Source organism: Burkholderia sp. RS01, assembly GCF_039748055.1.
Classification (GTDB): Bacteria; Actinomycetota; Actinomycetes; order Actinomycetales; family Micrococcaceae; genus Arthrobacter.
Genome location: NZ_JBDLAK010000017.1, coordinates 75287 through 93527 on the forward strand (window position 1 = coordinate 75287; position 18241 = coordinate 93527).

The window sequence follows — 18241 nt, forward strand, 5'->3', positions numbered from 1 at the left end:
GCGGCAGCCCCGGGTTGCCGGATCGCCGTCCAGGGAATCGGGCCGCGCGTCTGGCTGGAAAACACCGGCCCGTGGCTGGCCGACCAGGGCGCAACCCCGGCGGACCGCAGCACGGACCCGGACGCGAAACCGGGCCCGACGAAACCCATCCCAAAGACCCCAAACAAAGGAGCAACACATGAAAGTTCGGAACTCGCTGCGGGCACTGAAGAAGATGCCGGGCGCGCAGGTGGTACGCCGCCGCGGCAGGACGTTCGTCATCAACAAGAAGAACCCGCGCATGAAGGCTCGCCAGGGCTGAGACCCGCCGGATCGGCCGCGGGGAGCGGCGCCGGGACCGGCCGCCGGGACCAGGTGCCGGTCTCGCTGCTGCACGAAGTGAGCTGTGCCTCACCTAGGGACGATCCCGCGCCGAGCGTCGTTGGAACCAGTGGCGGAAGGAGGCCACTTGATCATTGTCCTGACAGGAATCGACGGCTCAGGAAAAACGACGGCCGCCCACGCCCTGGTTGCCGCCGCCCGCGCGCGCGGCAACAAAGCGCTGCTGCTCAGCAACTACGCGGGCCGGCGCAGGATGTCGCTGCTCAGCACCAGGTTGGGCGCCCGGCTCCCGGCCCGACTGGCCGATGCCGTGGAGACTGCCATCCGCATAACCAACGTGCTGGTGTCCCATGCCCGGGCCCGGAGGTTTCCCGGCCTGGTGGTCATGGACCGCCATCTCCAGTGCCAGCTGGCGCTGCGCCGGGTCAGGAACATGCCGCGCGGATGGCTTCTCCCCGGCTCATCGGGGCGCTGCCCCGTCCGGACCTGGTGGCGTATCTGGACGTCAGTCCGAAGCGGGCACACGAGCGAATCGTGGCCCGCGGCACCGATGAGGAATCCCTGGCCGATCTGCAGTCGCTGCGCGACGCCTACCGCTCCCTGCCGGAGTACACGGACTTCGTGAAGATCGACGCCGATGCGACGCCGGCCGCCGTGCTCTCCGGGCTGGCGGAAGCCACCGACGACACCGGCGGGCTCAAGGTTTAGTCAAGAATTTCCGAAACCCGGCGGATCCGCCGACGTGCGCGTCAGCGCGACGCTACATTGGATTCGAGCTCTCCGCTTCCCCCCAAGACGGAGCGCCGGAAGCCTCCGCGCTTGAGTCCGCAGGATTCGCGCGGAGGCTTCCTTCATACTTCCGCCAGACCGGCACGTTCCTGGCCGGGCATAAAATCCGGACTGCGCCCCATCCACAGACCTCACCAAATTGCAGGAAAAGCAACGCAGCAGATCCCCCGCCAACATTTTCCGAGATTCGCCATTCGATGCATTTAATTCAGTGGTGGAACGTTGAATTTGAGCATTGACCTTAACGTCAAGCGGTGGCAACGTGGGAGTCAGTTCCCACCCTCCCATTGACGCGGGGGTCTTAATGCACACGTACTTCATAGCCTTGGTTTTTGATTCGGGCAGGCGCGGACGGAGCAGCCCACGCCGCGCCGGGGCCCTGTTACTCCTTGCCGACACGGCAGCCTTCGCGGCGTTCGTGGCGGCGTTCGTCTCTGGCCGAGGCCGGCCACCCCCAGGCACCAGCAGCCCAGGCACTGTTCCTTTTGTGATTCGACATTTGTCAGCGAGAACTTGGTCGGTAGCGTGAAATTGGTCGGCAATGTCCTCCGACATCTTGCGGCGGACATTTATGAGAATTCTTTAATGATTCCCTGATTCCCGAACAAGCCTTGTCTTTTGGCTTGCACATCAAGAGTTATTCCGGTGAGAGTCCGGCAGGCTATGGGGCCCACCTTGGAACACATACGAATTGTTCTTTATTCACACGACTCCCTCGGTCTGGGGCACGTGCGCCGCAATCTGGCCCTCGCCCATGCCCTGACCAACCAACTTCCCGGACTGATCGGGCGTGAGGTGACCGGGGTCCTGGTTTCCGGCACGACGCTCGCCCCGGGATTCGAGCTTCCCCCCGCCTGGGACTGGGTGATCCTGCCGGGCGTGGAAAAGGGCCGCGGCGGCTACCGTCCCAGGAGCCTCGACGTTCCCATGCCGGACCTGGTGTCACTGCGGGCTTCCCTGCTGGAATCGGTCCTGGGCAGTTTCCGCCCCGATCTGGTGGTGGTGGACCGGCATGCGACCGGGATTCACCGCGAACTGGAAGTGGCCCTGCGCCGGGCCCGCGCCGCCGGGCCGGTGCGGATGGTGCTGGGCCTGCGCGAAGTCCTGGATTCGCCGGAAGCGGCCATTGCAGAGTGGGACCGCGAGGGCGGCGAAGGGCTCGTGACATCCCTGTTTGACGCCATCTGGGTTTACGGCGATCCTGCCGTCCACGATCCGGTTGCCGCGGGCGAAATTCCGCACTCCTTCCGCAAACTGATCCACTACACCGGATATCTGGCGGCCGGGCGGCCGCAGGGTTCCGGGCAGCTGAGCATGCGGCGTCCCTACTTCATGACGACGGTGGGCGGCGGCGCCGACGGCCACGCCCTGGCGAAAATGGCGTCCGACGCCGCCCTGCCGCCGGGAGTGGGCCACCTGATCGTGGCCGGGCCACAAATGCCGGCGCAACAGCTCAACGACCTCCGGCTGCGCGCCAAGGCGGGCTTCAAAATCGTGGACACCCTGGACGACATGGTGCTCCACATGCGGCGCGCCGAGGCAATCGTTTCCATGGGCGGCTACAACACGGTCTGCGAGATCCTGGCAACCAGGGTCCCGGCGCTCGTTGTGCCGCGGACCGAGTCACGCTCCGAGCAGCGGATCCGCGCCGAATCCCTCGCCGCCGCGGGCTACCTGGAACACCGCGACATCGGCATGCTGACGCCCGCCGTCCTCGCCGACTGGCTCGTCAAGCAGCTCGGCACCAAGGTGGACCGCCGGCGAGCACAGCTCAACGGACTGGTCCGGGTGCCCCAGCTGGCCGCCGGCCTCCTGCTGCCCGTGCTGGAATCCATTGGCACCCGTCCGCTGGACCATATCCGGGAGGGCGCCGCGCATGTTGCCATCTGAACCGGGCACCGCCTACATCCTGAAAATGTACCCGCGGTTCTCCGAGACGTTCATCGTCTCCGAGATCCTGGCGCGCGAGGCTGCCGGGGACAGGATTGAGATCTTCTCACTCCGTCCGCCCAACGACCCCCGGTTCCATCCTGAACTGGCACGCGTCAAGGCGCCGGTGACGTACATCGCCCGGCCGAAGAGCGCCGAGCGCGTGTGGGAGACGTTCCGTGCCGCTGAAGCCGCCGGCCTCGCCCCGGCGGTGTCACGGGTTTTCACGGAACTGGCCACCATGGACACGAATGATGCGCTCCAGGCCATCAACCTCGCCGTCGCCCTGCAGAACCGCAACATCAGGCACCTGCACGTTCATTTCGCGTCGATCCCCACGACCGTTGCGAGGCTCGCCTCGGCCATCACCGGCATTCCCTATTCCTTCACGGCCCACGCCGTGGACATCTTTGTTGAGACCGCCGACGACGATCTCCGGACCAAGTTTGCCCAGGCCCACCATGCGGTGACCATCAGCGCCTACAACCTGCGGTTCCTGCGCCGCCGCTTCCCGGACGTCACCTCCCGCCTGCACCTGGTGCGCAACGGCCTGGAGCTCGACCGCTTTCCGTACCGCGACCCCCGGCCCATCGGTGCCACGGTGCGCGTGGCCGCCGTCGGACGGCTCGTGGAAAAGAAGGGGTTCCAGCACCTTGTGCCGGCCGCCGCCGAGCTCGTGGCCCAAGGCGTCCCCCTGGACCTGAGAATCGCCGGAACAGGAGTGCTGGCCGCACAACTGCAGTCCGCCGTCGAACAGCTGGGACTGGCGGACCACGTCAGGCTGCTGGGGCCGCAGACCCAGGACCAGGTCCATGAGCTGCTGGATTCCAGCGACGTCTTCATTGCTCCCTGTGTGGTGGCGGCGGACGGCAACGCAGACGGCATGCCCACGGTGCTACTGGAGGCCATGGCCACCGGCGCTCCGTGCATCTCCACCGCGGTCACCGGGATTCCCGAGGTGGTGCACAACGGGCGCACGGGAATCCTGACCAGGCCCGGCGATCCGCACGTCCTCGCCCAGGCCATCCGCCGCATCAGTGCGCCGTCAACGGACAGGGCGTCCCTGGCGCGCAATGCCCGCGCCCTGATCGAACGGGACTACGACGTGCGGCACCAGGCGGAGATGCTCCGCGCCCTGTCGCTCGAGGCAAGGAAGGTGGCGTGATGCGCGTCGCCTACATATGCGCCGATCCCGGCGTCCCCGTCTTCGGCACCAAAGGATCCTCCGTCCATGTCCAGGAGATGGTGCGCGCCTGGCGCAGGGCCGGGGCCGACGTCACGGTGTACTGCGTCCGCGCCGGAAACGACAAGCCGGCCGACCTCGGCGGGCTCGACGTCGTCGAGCGGCCGCCCCGCAAGGCAGAGCCTGCCGGGCGGGAGCGCGCGGTCGAAGAGGCGGCGTACTCGCTCGGTGACACTGCCCTGCGCGACGGCTGCGACGTGGCCTACGAACGTTATTCGCTGTTCAGCCCTGCTCTGTCCTTCGTGGCCGGCACGCTGGGGGTCCCGGCCGTCCTGGAGGTCAACGCTCCGCTGATCGAGGAGCAGCAGCGGTACCGCCAGCTTTTTGATGTTGGCCTCGCCGAGTCGATGCTCCGCCGGAACGCCCTGGCTGCCGACGCCGTGGCCTGCGTCTCGGAGCCCGTGCTCCGGTGGGTGAAGCAACGTGTTCCCGAGGCCAGGACCGTGCTGGCGCCGAACGGCGTCAACACCGACCGGATCACCGCCCGGCCGTGGGAGCGGCCGGGCGGGCGCCCCGGGCGGCCTGGTTCCGGGCGTTTCGTGGTGGCGTTCACCGGCACCCTCAAGCCGTGGCACGGCGTCCCGGACCTGCTCGAGGCGGTGGCCCGGGCCAACGCTGACCCGGACAGAGCGGGCCTGTGGACGGTACGGATCATCGGCGACGGGCCGGGCCGGCCGGACCTCGAACGGCTCGCCGCCCGGCTGGGCGTGGAGGCCGAGTTCACAGGAGCGGTGCTGCCAGAGTCCGTGCCGCGCCTGCTGCACGAGTGCGACGCCGCCGCGGCACCGTATCCGCAGCCGGAGCCGGGCCAGGACCACTACTTTTCGCCGCTGAAGGTATACGAATACCTGGCAGCGGGCATGCCGGTGATCGCCACGGCCGTGGGCCAGATTCCCGCCGTCATCGAGCACGGCCGCACCGGGCTAATGGTCGCCGCCGGCGATCCGGCGGCGTTCGCCGCCGCCCTGAAACGTCTGGCGTCAGACGCCGCGCTCCGGGAACGGCTGGGCACCCAGGCCCGGGCCGCCGCCGTCGAACATCACAGCTGGGACGGCGTGCTTTCGCTGATCACCGCAGCGCTGGCATCCCGGCAGGAGGTGGCCCGATCATGACCGCGCACGCCCACCGAGCGCAGCCGTCAGGGCAGCAAGAGGCCGTCGCGCGGAAGCCGTGGCGGCCGCCCCGACTCGGGCGGAACCCCTCCCGGCCGCCCAAGCCGGAGTCCGGGCTTCGGCGCACACTGCGCTGCGTGCGCCCGCATCTCCAGGGCCACCGCCTCCTCATGGTGGGCGGATTCGCCGGCTTGGCATTCGACGTCGCTTTCCGCCTGGTGGAACCGTGGCCCCTCAAGCTGGTGGTTGACGCCGTGTCCCGCTCGCTGGGCGCCACGCTGCACAGACCCGGTCCCACCCTGGACGCTAGTGTGCAGACCCTCATCCTGTGCGGGGCAGCGGTGGTGGCCATCAGCATCGGGCGCGCCATCTCCAATTACTGGTCCTCCATCTGCTTCGCCCTCATCGGGTCAAGGGTCGCTGCGGACCTGAGGGCGCGGGCCTTCCGCCACGTGCAGAGCCTGTCCATGCGCCACCACACGAAGGCGTCCACCGGGGACACCGTGCAGCGCCTGGTAGGCGATGTGTCCCGGCTGCAGGACGTGGCAATCACCGCAGGGCTCCCGCTCATGGGCAACATGGCCACCCTGGTGGCGATGATCGGCATCCTGCTCTGGCTGGATCCCCTGCTTTCTTTGGTGGTGATTGTGGCCGGCGGGGTCTTCGTCCTTCTATCCCGCGCCAGTTCAGGCCCGATCACGGCGGCGGCCGGCAACTCCCGCAAGGGCGAGGGTTACCTGGCCACGACGGCGGCGCAGACTTTGGGAGCCATCCGGGAGGTCCAGGCCTACGGCCTGGAGGACACCATCAGTTCCGGCTTCCGCAGCAGCAACCAGGCCACCCTGGGAACGGGCGTTGCGGCGCTGCGGCTGGCCGCCGGCCTTGAGCGGCGCACCGACGTGCTGATCGGCGTCGCGACGGCGGTTGTGCTGGCTGGCGGCGGCTGGCGGGCCATGGAGCACGTGATCACGCCGGGTGACCTGGTGATCTTCCTGATGTACCTCAAGACGGGCATGAAACCCCTGAAGGACGTGGCGAAACAGATTGGCCGGCTCGCCCGGGCCACGGCCTCCGGCGAGCGCGTGGCGGACCTGCTGGAAGCCCAGACGGACCTGCCCGAATCCGCCCATGCCCGCCGACTGGACAGCAAGAACCCGGACATCGTGATGGATGACGTATACGCGGGCCACGGCGAAGGAATGGTGCTGCACGGGATCAACCTGACCATTCCGGCCGGCGAGCATCTGGCCATCCTGGGCCCGTCCGGCGCCGGAAAGTCCACGCTGGCCAGCCTCATCCTGCGCATGATCGATCCCGCCACCGGATCGGTCAGGGTGGGCGGTGAGGACCTGCGGGACCTCAAGATCGCGTCCGTGCGGTCGCATGTGTCCATCCTGCTGCAGGACTCCGTGCTGTTCGGCACTTCCGTCCGGGACAACATCCGGTTCGGCCGGCTCGACGCCACGGACCAGGAAATCGAGGAGGCTGCTGCCCTGGCCCAGGCCGACACCTTCATCCGAACCCTTCCGGACGGCTACGACACGGTGCTGGGCGAAGCGGCGAAGGACCTCTCCGGCGGCCAGCGGCAGCGGATCGCGATTGCCCGCGCCATCCTCAGGCGGGCGCCGATCGTCATCCTCGACGAGGCGACGGCCGGCCTGGACGCAGCTTCCCGGGATTCCGTACTGCAGGCCCTCGCCGCCCTGACGCGCGAACGGACCTCCATCACCATCACCCACGATGTCCACTCCGCCCGTTCGTGCGACCGCATCGTCTGGCTCGAAAACGGCAGGATCGTGGAGGAGGGACGCCCGGAAGTGCTGCTGCGGGATCCCGGAACCCGGTTCGCCCGCTGGATGGATGACGAGGACCCCAGCCGGCCCGAAGAGAAGCTGGAAGTGCCATGACCGGTGCGCAGGCCGCGTTCAAAAATCCGGACTGCTCCCTGGCCAGCCGCGATGATGCGCTGCCCGGCCTGCCCTACCTGCTGGACAGTTCCCGGCTGTCTTCGCTGCTCGGCGAAACCGTCCGCGTCACGCGGGTCCGCTACAAGCCGCGCACCTCGTTGCTGGTGGCATTCCGCCGTATCCGCAACGGTGCCTTCGACTACGGCTGGGCTATGACCCGGACGCGCGCCGGCAACGCCAAGCTCCTTCGGCGCGAGCTCACCTCCCGGTCCCGCGGTGGAGACATCCGGGTCCTGCGGCCCGATCCGCGGCAGGACGACAACCTGGTGGCGGTGGGCGGCGTCGAGGACGACTGGGTTCTCTACGGGAACCTGCTCTGGCTGCGCGAACACGGCATGGAACGGCTCGGCCTCCCGCAACAGCCCGGCAGCGTGCTGGCCGGCACAGGCAGCGTGCTGCGGTACAAGCCTGAACGCCGCCTAGTCCTCTTCGTCCAGAACTCCGGTGCCCCGGTGGTCATCAAGGCCGCCGCAACGCCGGCCGGCGCCGAGCAGCAGGCCCATTTCCTGGAGCGGCTGAACCTGCACGGGGTTCCGCACCTCCCCCAACTGGGGGACGCCGAATGCCTCGAGCACGGCATCAGCGCCTGCGCGGCCTGGGGCGGCGGCGACCTTGCCGGGCTCGACGACGACTCCGGAGCCGTCAGCGCGGGGGAAGCCCTGGCCAGGCTACACGGCATCCCCCTCGGCGGTTTCCCGGCGGGGCCGGACGTCTGGCGGGACGACATCGCCGCGCAGCTGCAGGCAACGCGGTCCATGGTTGCGTCCCTGCTCCCCGCACTGGAGGAACCGGCCCGGCGGGTCGAAGCCGAGCTGCGCGCCCGGCTGCTGAAGGACGGCGCCGCGTCCGAGTACGTCCTGGTGCACGGCGACTTCTCCGCGGACCAGGTGCTGGTGGGAGGTTCGGAGGTGCGACTCATCGATTTCGACCGGACGCGCATCGGCGCGGCCGAGGCCGACCTGGGATCGTTCGCTGCGGCGGAGGAAGCGGTGCGCGCCGCCGCCTCCAGGGAACCCGCCGGGCCGGCCCGGCGCGCTAGGGGCGCCGGGGGTCCGAAGACCGCCCGGCTCAGCGAGGGCTACGCCGCGGCGGGCGGCCGGTTCACCGAGGCGGGCTTGGACGCCTGGGCAGCCTTCCGGCTCTTCAACAGCAGCGTTGACCCCTTCCGGGACCGGTCCCCGGAATGGGCCGCCGACATGTCCTGGCACCTGCGCCGGGCCGAGGAGCTGATCTCATGAACTGGCATCCTCCCGTACCGCGCCGCGTCACCGACCCCGCAGGAAAAGAGTGGCTGGTGGGCCGCGCGTGGCCCGGCGTCTCGGCAGGCCGGTATGTCCTCGAGGTTCACTCACCCGGCTATCCCGGGGTGCGGGGCGGGTTCTTCCGCGAAGGCCGGTTTGTCCCGGTGTCCGCGGACGACTCCAAGCTGCCCGCCCTCGCACGGGAGTCGCCCAAGGGCGAAACAGTGGTCCACCGCGCCCACAAGCGTGCAGTCCTCCGTGCCGGCGACACGTACATCAAGGTGTTCCGGCCTGAACAGGCGCCCGCGGCGGCCACAAATCACGTGTTGGCCACCGCGCCCCTGGCCGGCGGCCGCTTCAGGACACCGGTCATGACCGCAACCCGGCCGGACGTCCTGGCGTTCAGCCGCGTGGCCGGCCGGTCCTACTACGAGCTCGGCCAGGACCAGGCCACCGTCAGTGACGGCTTCTTTGCCGGCATGTGGGGTGGCTGGTCGCGGGCGTGGACGGAAACTGTTGCCCGCGCCAACAGCTCCGCTTTCCGCGGCAATCTGGAGCAGCTTCCGCTGCGCGATGCCGAAGAAGAACTGGCCAAAGTGCGGCGGTGGATGGATCGCTGGCTGCTCCACAGCGAAGGGATCCCCGAGGCCGCACCGGGACGCGCTGCACTCCTGGCACAGGTCGATGCCGTAAAGGCCGGTCTTTTGGCCGGGCCCCCCGATCCCCTCGGGTGGTCGCACGGAGACCTGCACGACAAGCAAATACTGGGCACGGATAGCGCCGGAATGGGCATCGACAACACCGGAGCGCCGGGCCTGCTGGACTTCGATGAAGCGTGCAGGGCCGAGGCCGCCCTGGACCTGGCGAACCTGGACGTGCACCTGGAACTGCGGCGGAGGCAGAACCTGCTTACAGCACGGCGGTTTGCGGCGGCCCACGCGAGTATCGTGTCCGCGGCAAGCCGCCTGCACGTCAGCCCGGAACGGTTCGAGGCGTATGCCGCCTCCGCGCGGCTCCGGCTGGCCTGCATTTACTCCTTCCGCCCGCCGTGGGGATCCTGGGCGGTGAGATACCTGACATCCATGGACCTGGTTTCGCCGGAGCTGCGCCGATCCCCCGGACGCCGAGCAGCCGGGCGCGAACCTGTCCCGCTCTTGAGCACAGAACGAAGCCTGACATGAGCAATTCCGCATGGGGAGATTACGTCGCCCCGTCCGTCCCGCCGTCGTCCGTTCCCCCCGCCCCTGCTGACGTGACCGCCACCGCCGCCGGCCCGTCCGGAAACGGCAGCGGGCCGTCAGGGAACGGTACCGGCCCGTCCGCAAACGGGGCCCATCCGTCCTCCAACGGCAGCGGGCCGTCAGGGAACGGTACCGGGCACGCGGGAAACGGTACCGGGCCCGCCGGCCTTTCCCTGTCCGTCATCGGAACGGGGTACCTGGGCACGACGCATGCCGTGTGCATGGCCCTCCTGGGCCACCGCGTGGTGGGGATCGACGTCGACGAGGCCAAGGTCGCGGCGCTTTCGCGCGGCAAGCCGCCGTTTTTCGAACCGGGCCTCAAGAAGCTCCTGAGGATCATGCTGGAAAGCGGCAGGCTGACGTTCACCAGCGATTTCTCAGCGGCCCGCGGCGCCGACATTCACTTCGTGTGCGTCGGCACCCCGCAGGAGGCAGACTCCCCGGCGGCCGACCTTCGCTTCGTGGACGCAGCCCTCGCCCGGCTGGCCCCGCACTTGGACCGGCACTGCCTGGTCGCGGGAAAGTCCACCGTCCCGATCGGCACGGCGGAACGGCTCACGGAGTTCGTCCACGCCAGCTCCCCCGCGGGCAGGCTCGCGGAGCTGGCGTGGAACCCGGAGTTCCTGCGCGAAGGGCACGCGGTGGAGGACACCCTGCACCCGGACCGGCTGGTGTTCGGTGTTCCGTCCGAGTGGGCTCGGGACCGGCTGGCGACCTGCTATGCGCCGATCATCGCGCAGGGCACTCCGGTGGTGGTCACCGACCTCGCCACGGCCGAGCTGGTGAAGGCGGCCGCCAACTCCTTCCTTGCCACGAAGATCTCCTACATCAACGCGATGGCGGAGGTGTGCGAGGCGACGGGCGCCGACGTCAACGACCTGGCCAAGGCGCTCTCCTACGACACCCGCATCGGCGGCCGGTTCCTCAAGCCGGGCCTGGGCTTCGGCGGCGGCTGCCTCCCGAAGGACATCCGCGCCTTCACACATCGGGCCAGGGAACTCGGCGTCGGGCAGGCGGTCGGGTTCCTGCAGGAAGTGGATGCCATCAACCAGCGGCGGCGCCAGCGCACCGTGGATCTCATCACCGAGATGGCCTGCGGAGACCTGACCGGCGTGCGGGTCACCGTCCTGGGCGCCGCCTTCAAGCCCGACTCCGACGACATCCGCGACGCTCCCGCCCTGGATGTTGCCCGCATGCTCCATCAGGCCGGGGCCAGCGTAACCGTGTACGACCCCAAGGCCATGAACAACGCCCGCCGGAGCTACCCGGACCTGGCCTATGCCGGCTCGCTGGAGGCCGCCGTGACAGGCGCCGAGATCGTGGCGCTCCTGACGGAATGGGACGTGTTCCGGCGTGCCGATCCGGCCGCACTGGGCGAACTGGTGCAGCTGCGGAACATCGTGGACGGCCGGCACGCGCTGGACGCCGACGCCTACCGGGCCGCCGGCTGGGACTACCGCGCCCTCGGCGCTCCGTCCCGCCTGCCGGCCCGAACGCAGCCTTCCCGGCCGCTTGAGCCGGCGTCACGGGACGCGTCGCTGGGTGTGTAGGCAGTTTCTGGATTAGCCGGGACAGTAATCACGGCGGCACCGTTTCGGTGCCGCCGTGAAGTGGATGGTGTGTCGTGATCTGGGGGCAGAGGGCCCGTTGTCAGGAAATGCCTGTCAGAGCGCCGGGTCAGGTGCTCCGGCGGGCTTGGTGCGGGTTTGCGTCAGGTGCAGCTGCAGTTTCGCTTCTGCTTCCCGCCGACGCCGAGCCTGCTCGCGCAGTTGCCGTGTTGCCTCGGAGCCTTCGGGATGGAACATTCCGGCCGATCGATTGCGGGGAGCGCCACCGCCGGAGGGTGCCGCCGCCATCAGTTCTTCGCTCATGCCCCATGGTCACACGCACATGTTCACGCGGGAAGATCAACGGGCGTAGAGTGACCGGATCGGAATCTTGCGGGATTCGTGCCGCGATCATAAGGGCCGGCGGCGCTTGGGAAGGCACCTGGGGCGAATACAGATCACTCGCCAGGCTCTTGCCGTCGGCCCCACATCAATTCTAGGAAAGAATCCGCCGCCGTGACAGTGCTTTGGGGAGCCAGCATCCTTTACATCAAATGAGCTTTCGTTGCCTTCGCGTCCACGTTCTTCGTTCGAGCCAGCCGGAGGACATGAGATCGAACAGGCGTGCGCTGCCCGGGCCAACGCCGCCCTGCTGCGCAGCGGGTGAGGACGCCGACACCCTCCGACGTGAGTGACGGTGTGACCCCTGAGAGTGCAGGCAGAATAGGATGGGCAGGTGACGGAACGCGTTGGCCGCAGGGGCCGGAAGGACAACCAGCCGGTAACGCTCAGTCTTATTGCGGAGCAGGTCGGGACGACTGCGGCGACTGTCTCCCGGGTTCTGGCCCGGCCGGAAGCCCAGGCGAAGACAGCCCTCGCAAAGCGGGTCTGGGTGACAGCCAAGGAGCTAAACTACCGGCCCAACACCCTTGCCGCCAGCTTGCGAACCAAACGCAGCAACGTAATCGGTGTGACGATTCCCCGAATGCGCGATGAAGTACTTGCCCTGATGTACGAAGGCATCGAAAGCGTGTTGGCTGAAAGCGGCTATCAGACCCTTGCAGTGACTACCAATGACGATCCTGTTCAGCAAAAGGAGAAAATTGAACTTCTCATCCGCCGCCAGGTGGATGGTCTTCTCATAGGTGACGCACTGGTTGGCGGAGCGGCGCTGGCCGACGTTCGCAGGTCAGGGACCCCCAATGTTCTCTATAACCGACGCGCCAGTGGCTACACATCCGTCACTTGCAATGACTACATTGGCGGGCAGTTGGCGGCCGAGCACCTGCTGGGAATCACCACGGGTCCCTTGGCGGTGTACGCGGGCATGGACTACGCCACGAACCTGCAGGACCGGGCCCGGGGATTCATGGAAAGGGTTGGTGTGGCTGGCCGCACACTCAGCAACAATTCTGTGATCAATGGTTCGATTTATGCGGAGGCCGGCGAGGAAGCAGCAGCACGGCTGCTGTTGTCGCCTCCTTTTCCCGAGGGCGTCTTCCTCGTCAACGACATGGCAGCGATCGGGTTCATGGGCGAATGCTCCAGACGGGGGTTCTCCGTGGGAAAGGACATCAAAGTTGTGGGGTTCAACGATGTCTCCGTTTCTGGGATCACCGTTCCCAGCTTGACCACAATACGCAGCCCCATGAATGACATTGGCAGACTGGCGGCTCTGACTCTGCTGAATAAGATCGCGGGGAAGCGTGTGAGCTCTGCGCAACTGAGCCCGTCTCTCATTGTTCGCAGCTCCACCGACAGCGGGCTCGGGTCCAAGGCCGGACACAAATAGTTCGAGCGGTTTAGCACCACGATGATCGCAGCCCTCCCCGCGGGCTCAACTGAAGCACCAAAGACAGCGGCCAGAAGACGCATCCACCCCTAGATGGAACGGACGCCATAGGCGTGAGCGTGTAATCGATTACGCATGTCATGTGTAATCGATTACAAAAACTGTTGACCTGTGATGGGAGTCACCCTTACTGTTGTGGCATGTCGAACAGAGTCGGCCTGACGGAACAGGTCAAAACAGTCACCCGAGCGACGAGATTCCGTTATCTCGTGCTCCTTGGCATCGTGGTAATTACCGTCGTGAATTATGTTGACCGCGGCGCGATCGCTTATGCGGCCAGCGGGATTATTGGTGAGTACAGGCTGGACCCCGTCGCCTGGGGGCAGATTCTCGGCTTCTTTGGCTACGGATACATGTTCGGGGCTCTGGCCGGGGGGTTCCTGGCTGACAGGAAGGGCCCCAAATGGACAATGACGGCCGCCTGCGCGGCATGGTCGGTCCTTGTCGTTGCAGTCGTCATCGCGGGCGACATTGGTCTGCAGTTGTTCGGCTCCGCCCTTGTGGGCTTCGCGATATTCCGAATTGGATTCGGGTTCGCAGAGGGGCCGACGTACGCCACCATCAATCGGACTGTCGCGAACTGGTCCACGGTCAAAGAGCGCGGTTTCATGTCCGCATTTGGCCTGCTGGGGACACCCCTCGGAGCATTGCTGTCAGCGCCCGTCGCCGTTGGCCTGATCACGCTGACCGGGGGCTGGCGCTGGATGTTCGTCGTCCTGGGCGTCCTTGGGCTGGTCTGGCTTTTGTGGTGGCAGCTTCTTTTCACCAACAAGCCAGAAGAAAACCCGCGCGTCAATTCCCAGGAGCTGGCGCGGATTCAGACAGCTGATGTGACCGGGGGGAATGCGGACGGCTTCGCCGGCGGTGCGAATGCCAAATGGTACGAGTTCTTCCTCAGCAGGACTCTGATCTTCAACGCTCTTGGCTACTTTTCTTTCATGTACGTCAACTTCATGATTCTCAGCTGGACTCCCAGGTACTTGGAATCCGAGTTCGGCTTCAAGCTCGGGTCGTTGTGGTACTTGGGCATGGTGCCCTGGATCGGCGCCTGCTTCACTGTTGTACTCGGCGGAAAAATCTCCGACTGGCTACGTCAGAAGACGGGGAGCCTGTGGATCGCCAGAAGCGGATTTGCGATGTTGTCGTTGGCCCTGACCACAATCTGCTTCTGCTTCATTCCCACCCTGGACAACCCGACAGCCGTGCTTCTCGTCATGGCGCTCGGGAATGCCCTCAACTCCCTGCCTAACGCTGTCTATTGGACAGTTCTGATTGACACCGTGCCGGCCAAATCGGCCAGTTTCGCAGGAATGACCCACTTCTTTGCCAACATTGCGACAGTCGTAGCCCCGACGCTCACCGGTTTCCTGGTCGCGGCGCACGGATTCGACTCCATGTTTATTGCAACCGCTGTAGCAACCTGCATCGGCGTTGTAGCCATGGCCTTCGTTCAGCCTGGTCGGTTCCGACGTAGCAAGGTGAGCGCGTGACTACGTCTGTAAGACAAATAGCTGATGAGATACGTTCCGCTTCGACGACGGCTTCCGCTGTCACACTCCAAGCGGCGAACGGAGTCGCCGCTTCCAACAAGCATCTAAATGCCTGGCTTACGATGAACGGCGAAGCCGAGAGTGATGCACAAAGAATCGATCACGAACGCTCACTGGGCAACAAAGGAGGCGTGCTGTCGGGGGTGCCTTGTGGCATCAAAGACCTCATTGATGCGGCCGGTATGCCCACCACCGCGGGGTCAAACTTCCCACACCAAATCGCCACGGAGGACGCTGGCGTCGTCAAATTGCTCCGAGCCGCCGGCGCGGTCATCCTCGGCAAAACCGCCACCCACGAGTTCGCGTTCGGACCCACCGGAGACATTGCCGCCACTGGTCCAACCTTCAACCCGCATGACCTGACAAAGATGTCCGGCGGCTCCAGCAGCGGTTCCGGTGCAGCCGTAGCTGCTGGCCACGTTCCTTTCGCATTAGGTACGGATACGGGTGGTTCCGTCAGAATCCCTGCGGCGCTGTGCGGAACTGTTGGCCTGCGCCCCACTTCCGGAACGGTGGACGCTACCGGTGTCATACCGCTCGCGCCGACCCTGGACACCGTCGGCATTCTTGCTTCGGATGTCGATGGCGTGTCCCGCGTCTGGGGCGTGATTTCGGAGACTGCCTCGGACGCGGTCATGGCGGTTCCCGGGGCGGTAAAGGTTGGGCTGATAACCGATGGGTTTTACTCGAAGGTAAGTACTGAAGTCGCGGATTCCATGACGAACGCTGTACGTGCCCTGCGTAACGCCGGAGTTATCGTCAGCGACGTTACTCTCGGGTGGTTAGAGGAATCGATCTCGGTGTACGACCATATTCAAAGCGCCGAAGCCGTGGCAACCCACCGCCAGCGACTTCTGGAACACCCGGAGCTTTTTCAGGACGAAGTGCGGACGAGGCTTCAAGGAGCCCAGAGGGTGCAGGAGAGGGAGTATCGCTCGGCGCTCACTCGAAGGAGCCAGTGGCGGGCTCGCGTCGACGAATATTTCGGGGATTGCGATGTGCTGATTTGCCCTACAGCTCCGATCACTGCACCCCTGATCGGGCAGCGGTCCGGTTTCGATGCCGGATGGACAAACGCCAAAGAGGCCCTGCTAAATTTCACTAGTCCTTGGAGTGTCCTTGGCGTTCCGGCCCTCGCACTGCCCATGGGAAAGGGCTCTGACGGGATGCCGACTTCCGTTCAGCTCATTGGCAGGCCGAAATGTGAACAAACGGTGTTCTCAGTTGCCCTGCTTCTCGAGGAGCTCGTTAGGGCAAAGAACTCTCCGTTGGCGCATTCGCATGCGGAGAGCGCACGGGTGATAACGGCCATCTGTTAGCGGCAAGTGTTGGCCCCTAGTCGACCCGTCCAAGGCCAAGACCCAACCCCTCCCAAGGAACCCACCGAAGACTGAGCTGTTGCATCGTTGTTCATGAGTGGCCGTCACACGATAGTGACGGCCACTCATGTGTCTGCAGGCACCATCGGCCTGGCCCGGCCCAGGCGGAGTGTCTTGGACCTCCTTAAGCACCACCCCCTTGACTCCCACTCGCGCCTTCCCTAAACTTTTCATAAAGCAGAATCTAAATTCCACAAAGCGGAATCTCGAAAGAGCCAAGTTAGCGGGAAGATAGATCAAAGCCCCTCCTCGGAAGGACCTACGATGACGTACACAGTGAACTGCTCCATCCTCCTGGCGGAGCTGCCCTTGCTCGAGCGCCCCGCTGCCGCGAAGGCGGCCGGTTTTGACGCCGTCGAGTTCTGGTGGCCCTTCGAATCGTCCGTCCCCACCGACGCCGAGACCACCGCCTTCGAACGCGCAATCACCGACGCCGGCGTCCAGCTCTCCGGCCTGAACTTCAATGCCGGCAACATGCCCGGTGGCGACCGCGGCCTCACGTCGTGGCCCGCACGCTCCACCGAATTCCGCGACAACATCGATGTCGTCGCAGGCATCGGCGAGCGCCTGGGATGCAAGGCATTCAACGCCCTCTACGGCAACCGCGTCGACGGCGAATCCGCGGAGAAGCAGGACGCCGTCGGCGCCGAAAACCTCGCGGCGGCGGCTGCCGGAGTGGCCCGCATCGGCGGCACCGTCCTCCTCGAACCCGTCAGCGGCGCACCCAGGTACCCGCTCCTCACGGCTGCCGACGCCCTGAAGGTCATCGCCCGGGTCAGGGAAGAATCCGGCGCCGGCAACGTCAAGCTCCTCGCCGACTTCTACCACCTGGCGGTCAACGGGGACGACGTCGCCGCCGTCATCGAGAACCACGCCAAGGACTTCGGCCACATCCAGATCGCCGACAACCCCGGCCGCGGGGCACCCGGAACCGGGCAGCTTCCCCTCGGCGAGTGGATCGCCCGCAGCCGCGAACTCGGCTACGACGGCTACATCGGCCTCGAGTACAAGGAACCGGCGGACACGGCCTTCAGCTGGGCCATCCGCGCACACGCTTCTAACTAGCGGTTTCGACAAGCTCAACCAGCGAATTACCCACAGACTTCAGTAAGGAACAATCATGAGCAACGTTTCAGTCATCGGACTCGGCATCATGGGACTGCCCATGGCCATCAACCTCGTCAAGGCCGGGCACACCGTCACCGGCTTCAACCGCAGCCAGGACAAGATCGACAAACTCGTCTCCGAAGGCGGCAAGGGCGCCACGAGCATCGCTGACGCCGTCAAGGACGCCGACGTCGTCCTCACCATGGTGCCGGACTCCCCCGATGTTGAGGGCGTCGTCAGCGGCGCCGACGGCATCTTCGCCAACGCGAAGCAGGGCACCCTCTGGATCGACGCCAGCAGCATCCGCCCGGACGTCGCCAAGCGCCTCTCCGACGACGCCCGCGCAGCAGGCATCCGCCCCCTCGACGCACCGGTCTCCGGCGGCGAACAGGGCGCCATCGACGCAGCCCTCTCCATCATGGTGGGCGGCGACGCGGCCGACTTTGAGGCCGCACAGGACGTCCTCAACGCCGTCGGCAAGACCATCGTCCACGTCGGCCCGTCGGGCTCCGGCCAGACCGTCAAGGCCGCCAACCAGCTGATCGTCGCGGTCAACATCGAGGTCCTCGGCGAGGCCATCGCGTTCCTCGAGGCCTACGGCGTGGACACCGACGCCGCCCTCAAGGTCCTGGGCGGCGGCCTGGCCGGCTCCAAGGTCCTGGACCAGAAGGGCCAGAAGATGCTCGACCGCAACTTCGACCCTGGCTTCCGCCTGGCCCTCCACCACAAGGACCTGGGCATCGTCACCTCCGCCGCCCGCGAAGCCAACGTCGCCCTCCCGCTCGGCGCCGTCGCCGCACAGCTTGTGGCCGCCACCGTCAACCAGGGCGACGGCGGCCTGGACCACTCGGGCCTCTTCAAGCAGGTCCTCCAGCTCTCTGGCCGGAAGTAACCCGGGCGGAAGTAAAGCACCTCCGGCAGTAGCCGGACAACAAGCAAAACCGGAGATCCGCCGTCGTACAT

The 18241-nt window shown here is 66.3% G+C and carries 16 protein-coding genes; 14 read left to right on the plus strand and 2 right to left on the minus strand.

The features are described 5' to 3' along the window. The first annotated feature begins 178 nt into the window (after positions 1-178). Complete coding sequence (ykgO, locus tag ABFP37_RS16000; protein ID WP_056624948.1) at positions 179-301, plus strand: type B 50S ribosomal protein L36; 123 nt, start codon at positions 179-181, stop codon at positions 299-301. 254 nt (positions 302-555) lie between these two features. Here ykgO and ABFP37_RS16005 read toward each other — a convergent pair whose 3' ends face one another. After that, entirely contained in the window at positions 556-708 is a 153-nt protein-coding gene (locus tag ABFP37_RS16005; RefSeq protein WP_347034151.1) for a hypothetical protein, read from the minus strand. A gap of 57 nt (positions 709-765) precedes the next feature. On the opposite strand from ABFP37_RS16005, the gene ABFP37_RS16010 reads away from it, so the two are divergent. The 8 genes from ABFP37_RS16010 (at position 766) to ABFP37_RS16045 (ending at position 11393) form a co-directional block, all read left to right on the plus strand. Beyond that, positions 766-1029 (plus strand): hypothetical protein, encoded by a 264-nt coding sequence (locus ABFP37_RS16010; protein WP_347034152.1) that lies wholly within the window; start codon positions 766-768, stop codon positions 1027-1029. A gap of 756 nt (positions 1030-1785) precedes the next feature. Further along, positions 1786-3000 carry a glycosyltransferase gene (locus ABFP37_RS16015; protein WP_078029681.1) on the plus strand — a complete coding sequence of 405 codons (1215 nt, stop codon included), beginning with the start codon at positions 1786-1788 and terminating at the stop codon, positions 2998-3000. Next, entirely contained in the window at positions 2987-4204 is a 1218-nt protein-coding gene (locus ABFP37_RS16020; protein ID WP_078029622.1) for a glycosyltransferase, read from the plus strand. The genes ABFP37_RS16015 and ABFP37_RS16020 overlap by 14 nt, the downstream gene beginning before the upstream one ends. Further along, entirely contained in the window at positions 4204-5394 is a 1191-nt protein-coding gene (locus tag ABFP37_RS16025; RefSeq protein ID WP_347034176.1) for a glycosyltransferase family 4 protein, read from the plus strand. Before ABFP37_RS16020 ends, ABFP37_RS16025 begins: the two co-directional genes overlap by 1 nt. Positions 5395-5531: 137 nt before the next feature. Continuing rightward, positions 5532-7301: an ABC transporter ATP-binding protein gene (locus tag ABFP37_RS16030; protein ID WP_347034153.1), complete on the plus strand. Its 1770-nt coding sequence runs from the start codon at positions 5532-5534 to the stop codon at positions 7299-7301. Beyond that, the gene (locus ABFP37_RS16035; protein WP_347034154.1) at positions 7298-8599 is read left to right on the plus strand and encodes an aminoglycoside phosphotransferase family protein; all 1302 of its coding nucleotides are present in this window, start codon (positions 7298-7300) and stop codon (positions 8597-8599) included. The genes ABFP37_RS16030 and ABFP37_RS16035 overlap by 4 nt, the downstream gene beginning before the upstream one ends. Beyond that, the gene (locus tag ABFP37_RS16040) at positions 8596-9783 is read left to right on the plus strand and encodes a phosphotransferase (protein ID WP_347034155.1); all 1188 of its coding nucleotides are present in this window, start codon (positions 8596-8598) and stop codon (positions 9781-9783) included. Before ABFP37_RS16035 ends, ABFP37_RS16040 begins: the two co-directional genes overlap by 4 nt. Then, positions 9780-11393 (plus strand): UDP-glucose/GDP-mannose dehydrogenase family protein, encoded by a 1614-nt coding sequence (locus ABFP37_RS16045; protein ID WP_347034156.1) that lies wholly within the window; start codon positions 9780-9782, stop codon positions 11391-11393. Before ABFP37_RS16040 ends, ABFP37_RS16045 begins: the two co-directional genes overlap by 4 nt. A 114-nt stretch (positions 11394-11507) precedes the next feature. Here the strand turns inward: ABFP37_RS16045 and ABFP37_RS16050 are convergent, their stop codons facing one another. Beyond that, positions 11508-11714: a hypothetical protein gene (locus tag ABFP37_RS16050; protein ID WP_078029618.1), complete on the minus strand. Its 207-nt coding sequence runs from the start codon at positions 11712-11714 to the stop codon at positions 11508-11510. A 412-nt stretch (positions 11715-12126) separates the two neighbouring features. Between ABFP37_RS16050 and ABFP37_RS16055 the strand changes: the two genes are divergently transcribed. The 5 genes from ABFP37_RS16055 to ABFP37_RS16075 all read left to right on the plus strand — a co-directional run bounded on the left by ABFP37_RS16055 (position 12127) and on the right by ABFP37_RS16075 (position 18170). Next, a complete protein-coding gene (locus ABFP37_RS16055) occupies positions 12127-13182 on the plus strand; it encodes a LacI family DNA-binding transcriptional regulator (RefSeq protein ID WP_078029617.1) in 1056 nt (351 codons plus the stop codon). 200 nt (positions 13183-13382) lie between these two features. After that, entirely contained in the window at positions 13383-14732 is a 1350-nt protein-coding gene (locus tag ABFP37_RS16060) for an MFS transporter (protein ID WP_347034157.1), read from the plus strand. After that, positions 14729-16111, plus strand: a complete 1383-nt coding sequence (locus ABFP37_RS16065) for an amidase (RefSeq protein ID WP_347034158.1) — start codon at positions 14729-14731, stop codon at positions 16109-16111. The genes ABFP37_RS16060 and ABFP37_RS16065 overlap by 4 nt, the downstream gene beginning before the upstream one ends. Before the next feature lie 324 nt (positions 16112-16435). Next, positions 16436-17236 carry a TIM barrel protein gene (locus ABFP37_RS16070; protein ID WP_078029614.1) on the plus strand — a complete coding sequence of 267 codons (801 nt, stop codon included), beginning with the start codon at positions 16436-16438 and terminating at the stop codon, positions 17234-17236. Positions 17237-17291: 55 nt separating this feature from the next. Then, the gene (locus ABFP37_RS16075) at positions 17292-18170 is read left to right on the plus strand and encodes a 2-hydroxy-3-oxopropionate reductase (RefSeq protein ID WP_347034159.1); all 879 of its coding nucleotides are present in this window, start codon (positions 17292-17294) and stop codon (positions 18168-18170) included. Positions 18171-18241 lie beyond the last annotated feature (71 nt).

Bases quoted from the DNA above. Each gene is read 5' to 3' on its own strand.
- ABFP37_RS16005 (WP_347034151.1), bottom strand. From the start codon at position 708: ATGACCACCAGGCCGGGAAACCTCCGGGCCCGGGCATGGGACACCAGC.
- ABFP37_RS16060 (WP_347034157.1), top strand. From the start codon at position 13,383: ATGTCGAACAGAGTCGGCCTGACGGAACAGGTCAAAACAGTCACCCGA.
- ABFP37_RS16035 (WP_347034154.1), top strand. From the start codon at position 7,298: ATGACCGGTGCGCAGGCCGCGTTCAAAAATCCGGACTGCTCCCTGGCC.
- ABFP37_RS16010 (WP_347034152.1), top strand. From the start codon at position 766: ATGGCTTCTCCCCGGCTCATCGGGGCGCTGCCCCGTCCGGACCTGGTG.
- ABFP37_RS16020 (WP_078029622.1), top strand. From the start codon at position 2,987: ATGTTGCCATCTGAACCGGGCACCGCCTACATCCTGAAAATGTACCCG.
- ykgO (WP_056624948.1), top strand. From the start codon at position 179: ATGAAAGTTCGGAACTCGCTGCGGGCACTGAAGAAGATGCCGGGCGCG.
- ABFP37_RS16050 (WP_078029618.1), bottom strand. From the start codon at position 11,714: ATGAGCGAAGAACTGATGGCGGCGGCACCCTCCGGCGGTGGCGCTCCC.
- ABFP37_RS16070 (WP_078029614.1), top strand. From the start codon at position 16,436: ATGACGTACACAGTGAACTGCTCCATCCTCCTGGCGGAGCTGCCCTTG.
- ABFP37_RS16040 (WP_347034155.1), top strand. From the start codon at position 8,596: ATGAACTGGCATCCTCCCGTACCGCGCCGCGTCACCGACCCCGCAGGA.
- ABFP37_RS16075 (WP_347034159.1), top strand. From the start codon at position 17,292: ATGAGCAACGTTTCAGTCATCGGACTCGGCATCATGGGACTGCCCATG.
- ABFP37_RS16025 (WP_347034176.1), top strand. From the start codon at position 4,204: ATGCGCGTCGCCTACATATGCGCCGATCCCGGCGTCCCCGTCTTCGGC.
- ABFP37_RS16045 (WP_347034156.1), top strand. From the start codon at position 9,780: ATGAGCAATTCCGCATGGGGAGATTACGTCGCCCCGTCCGTCCCGCCG.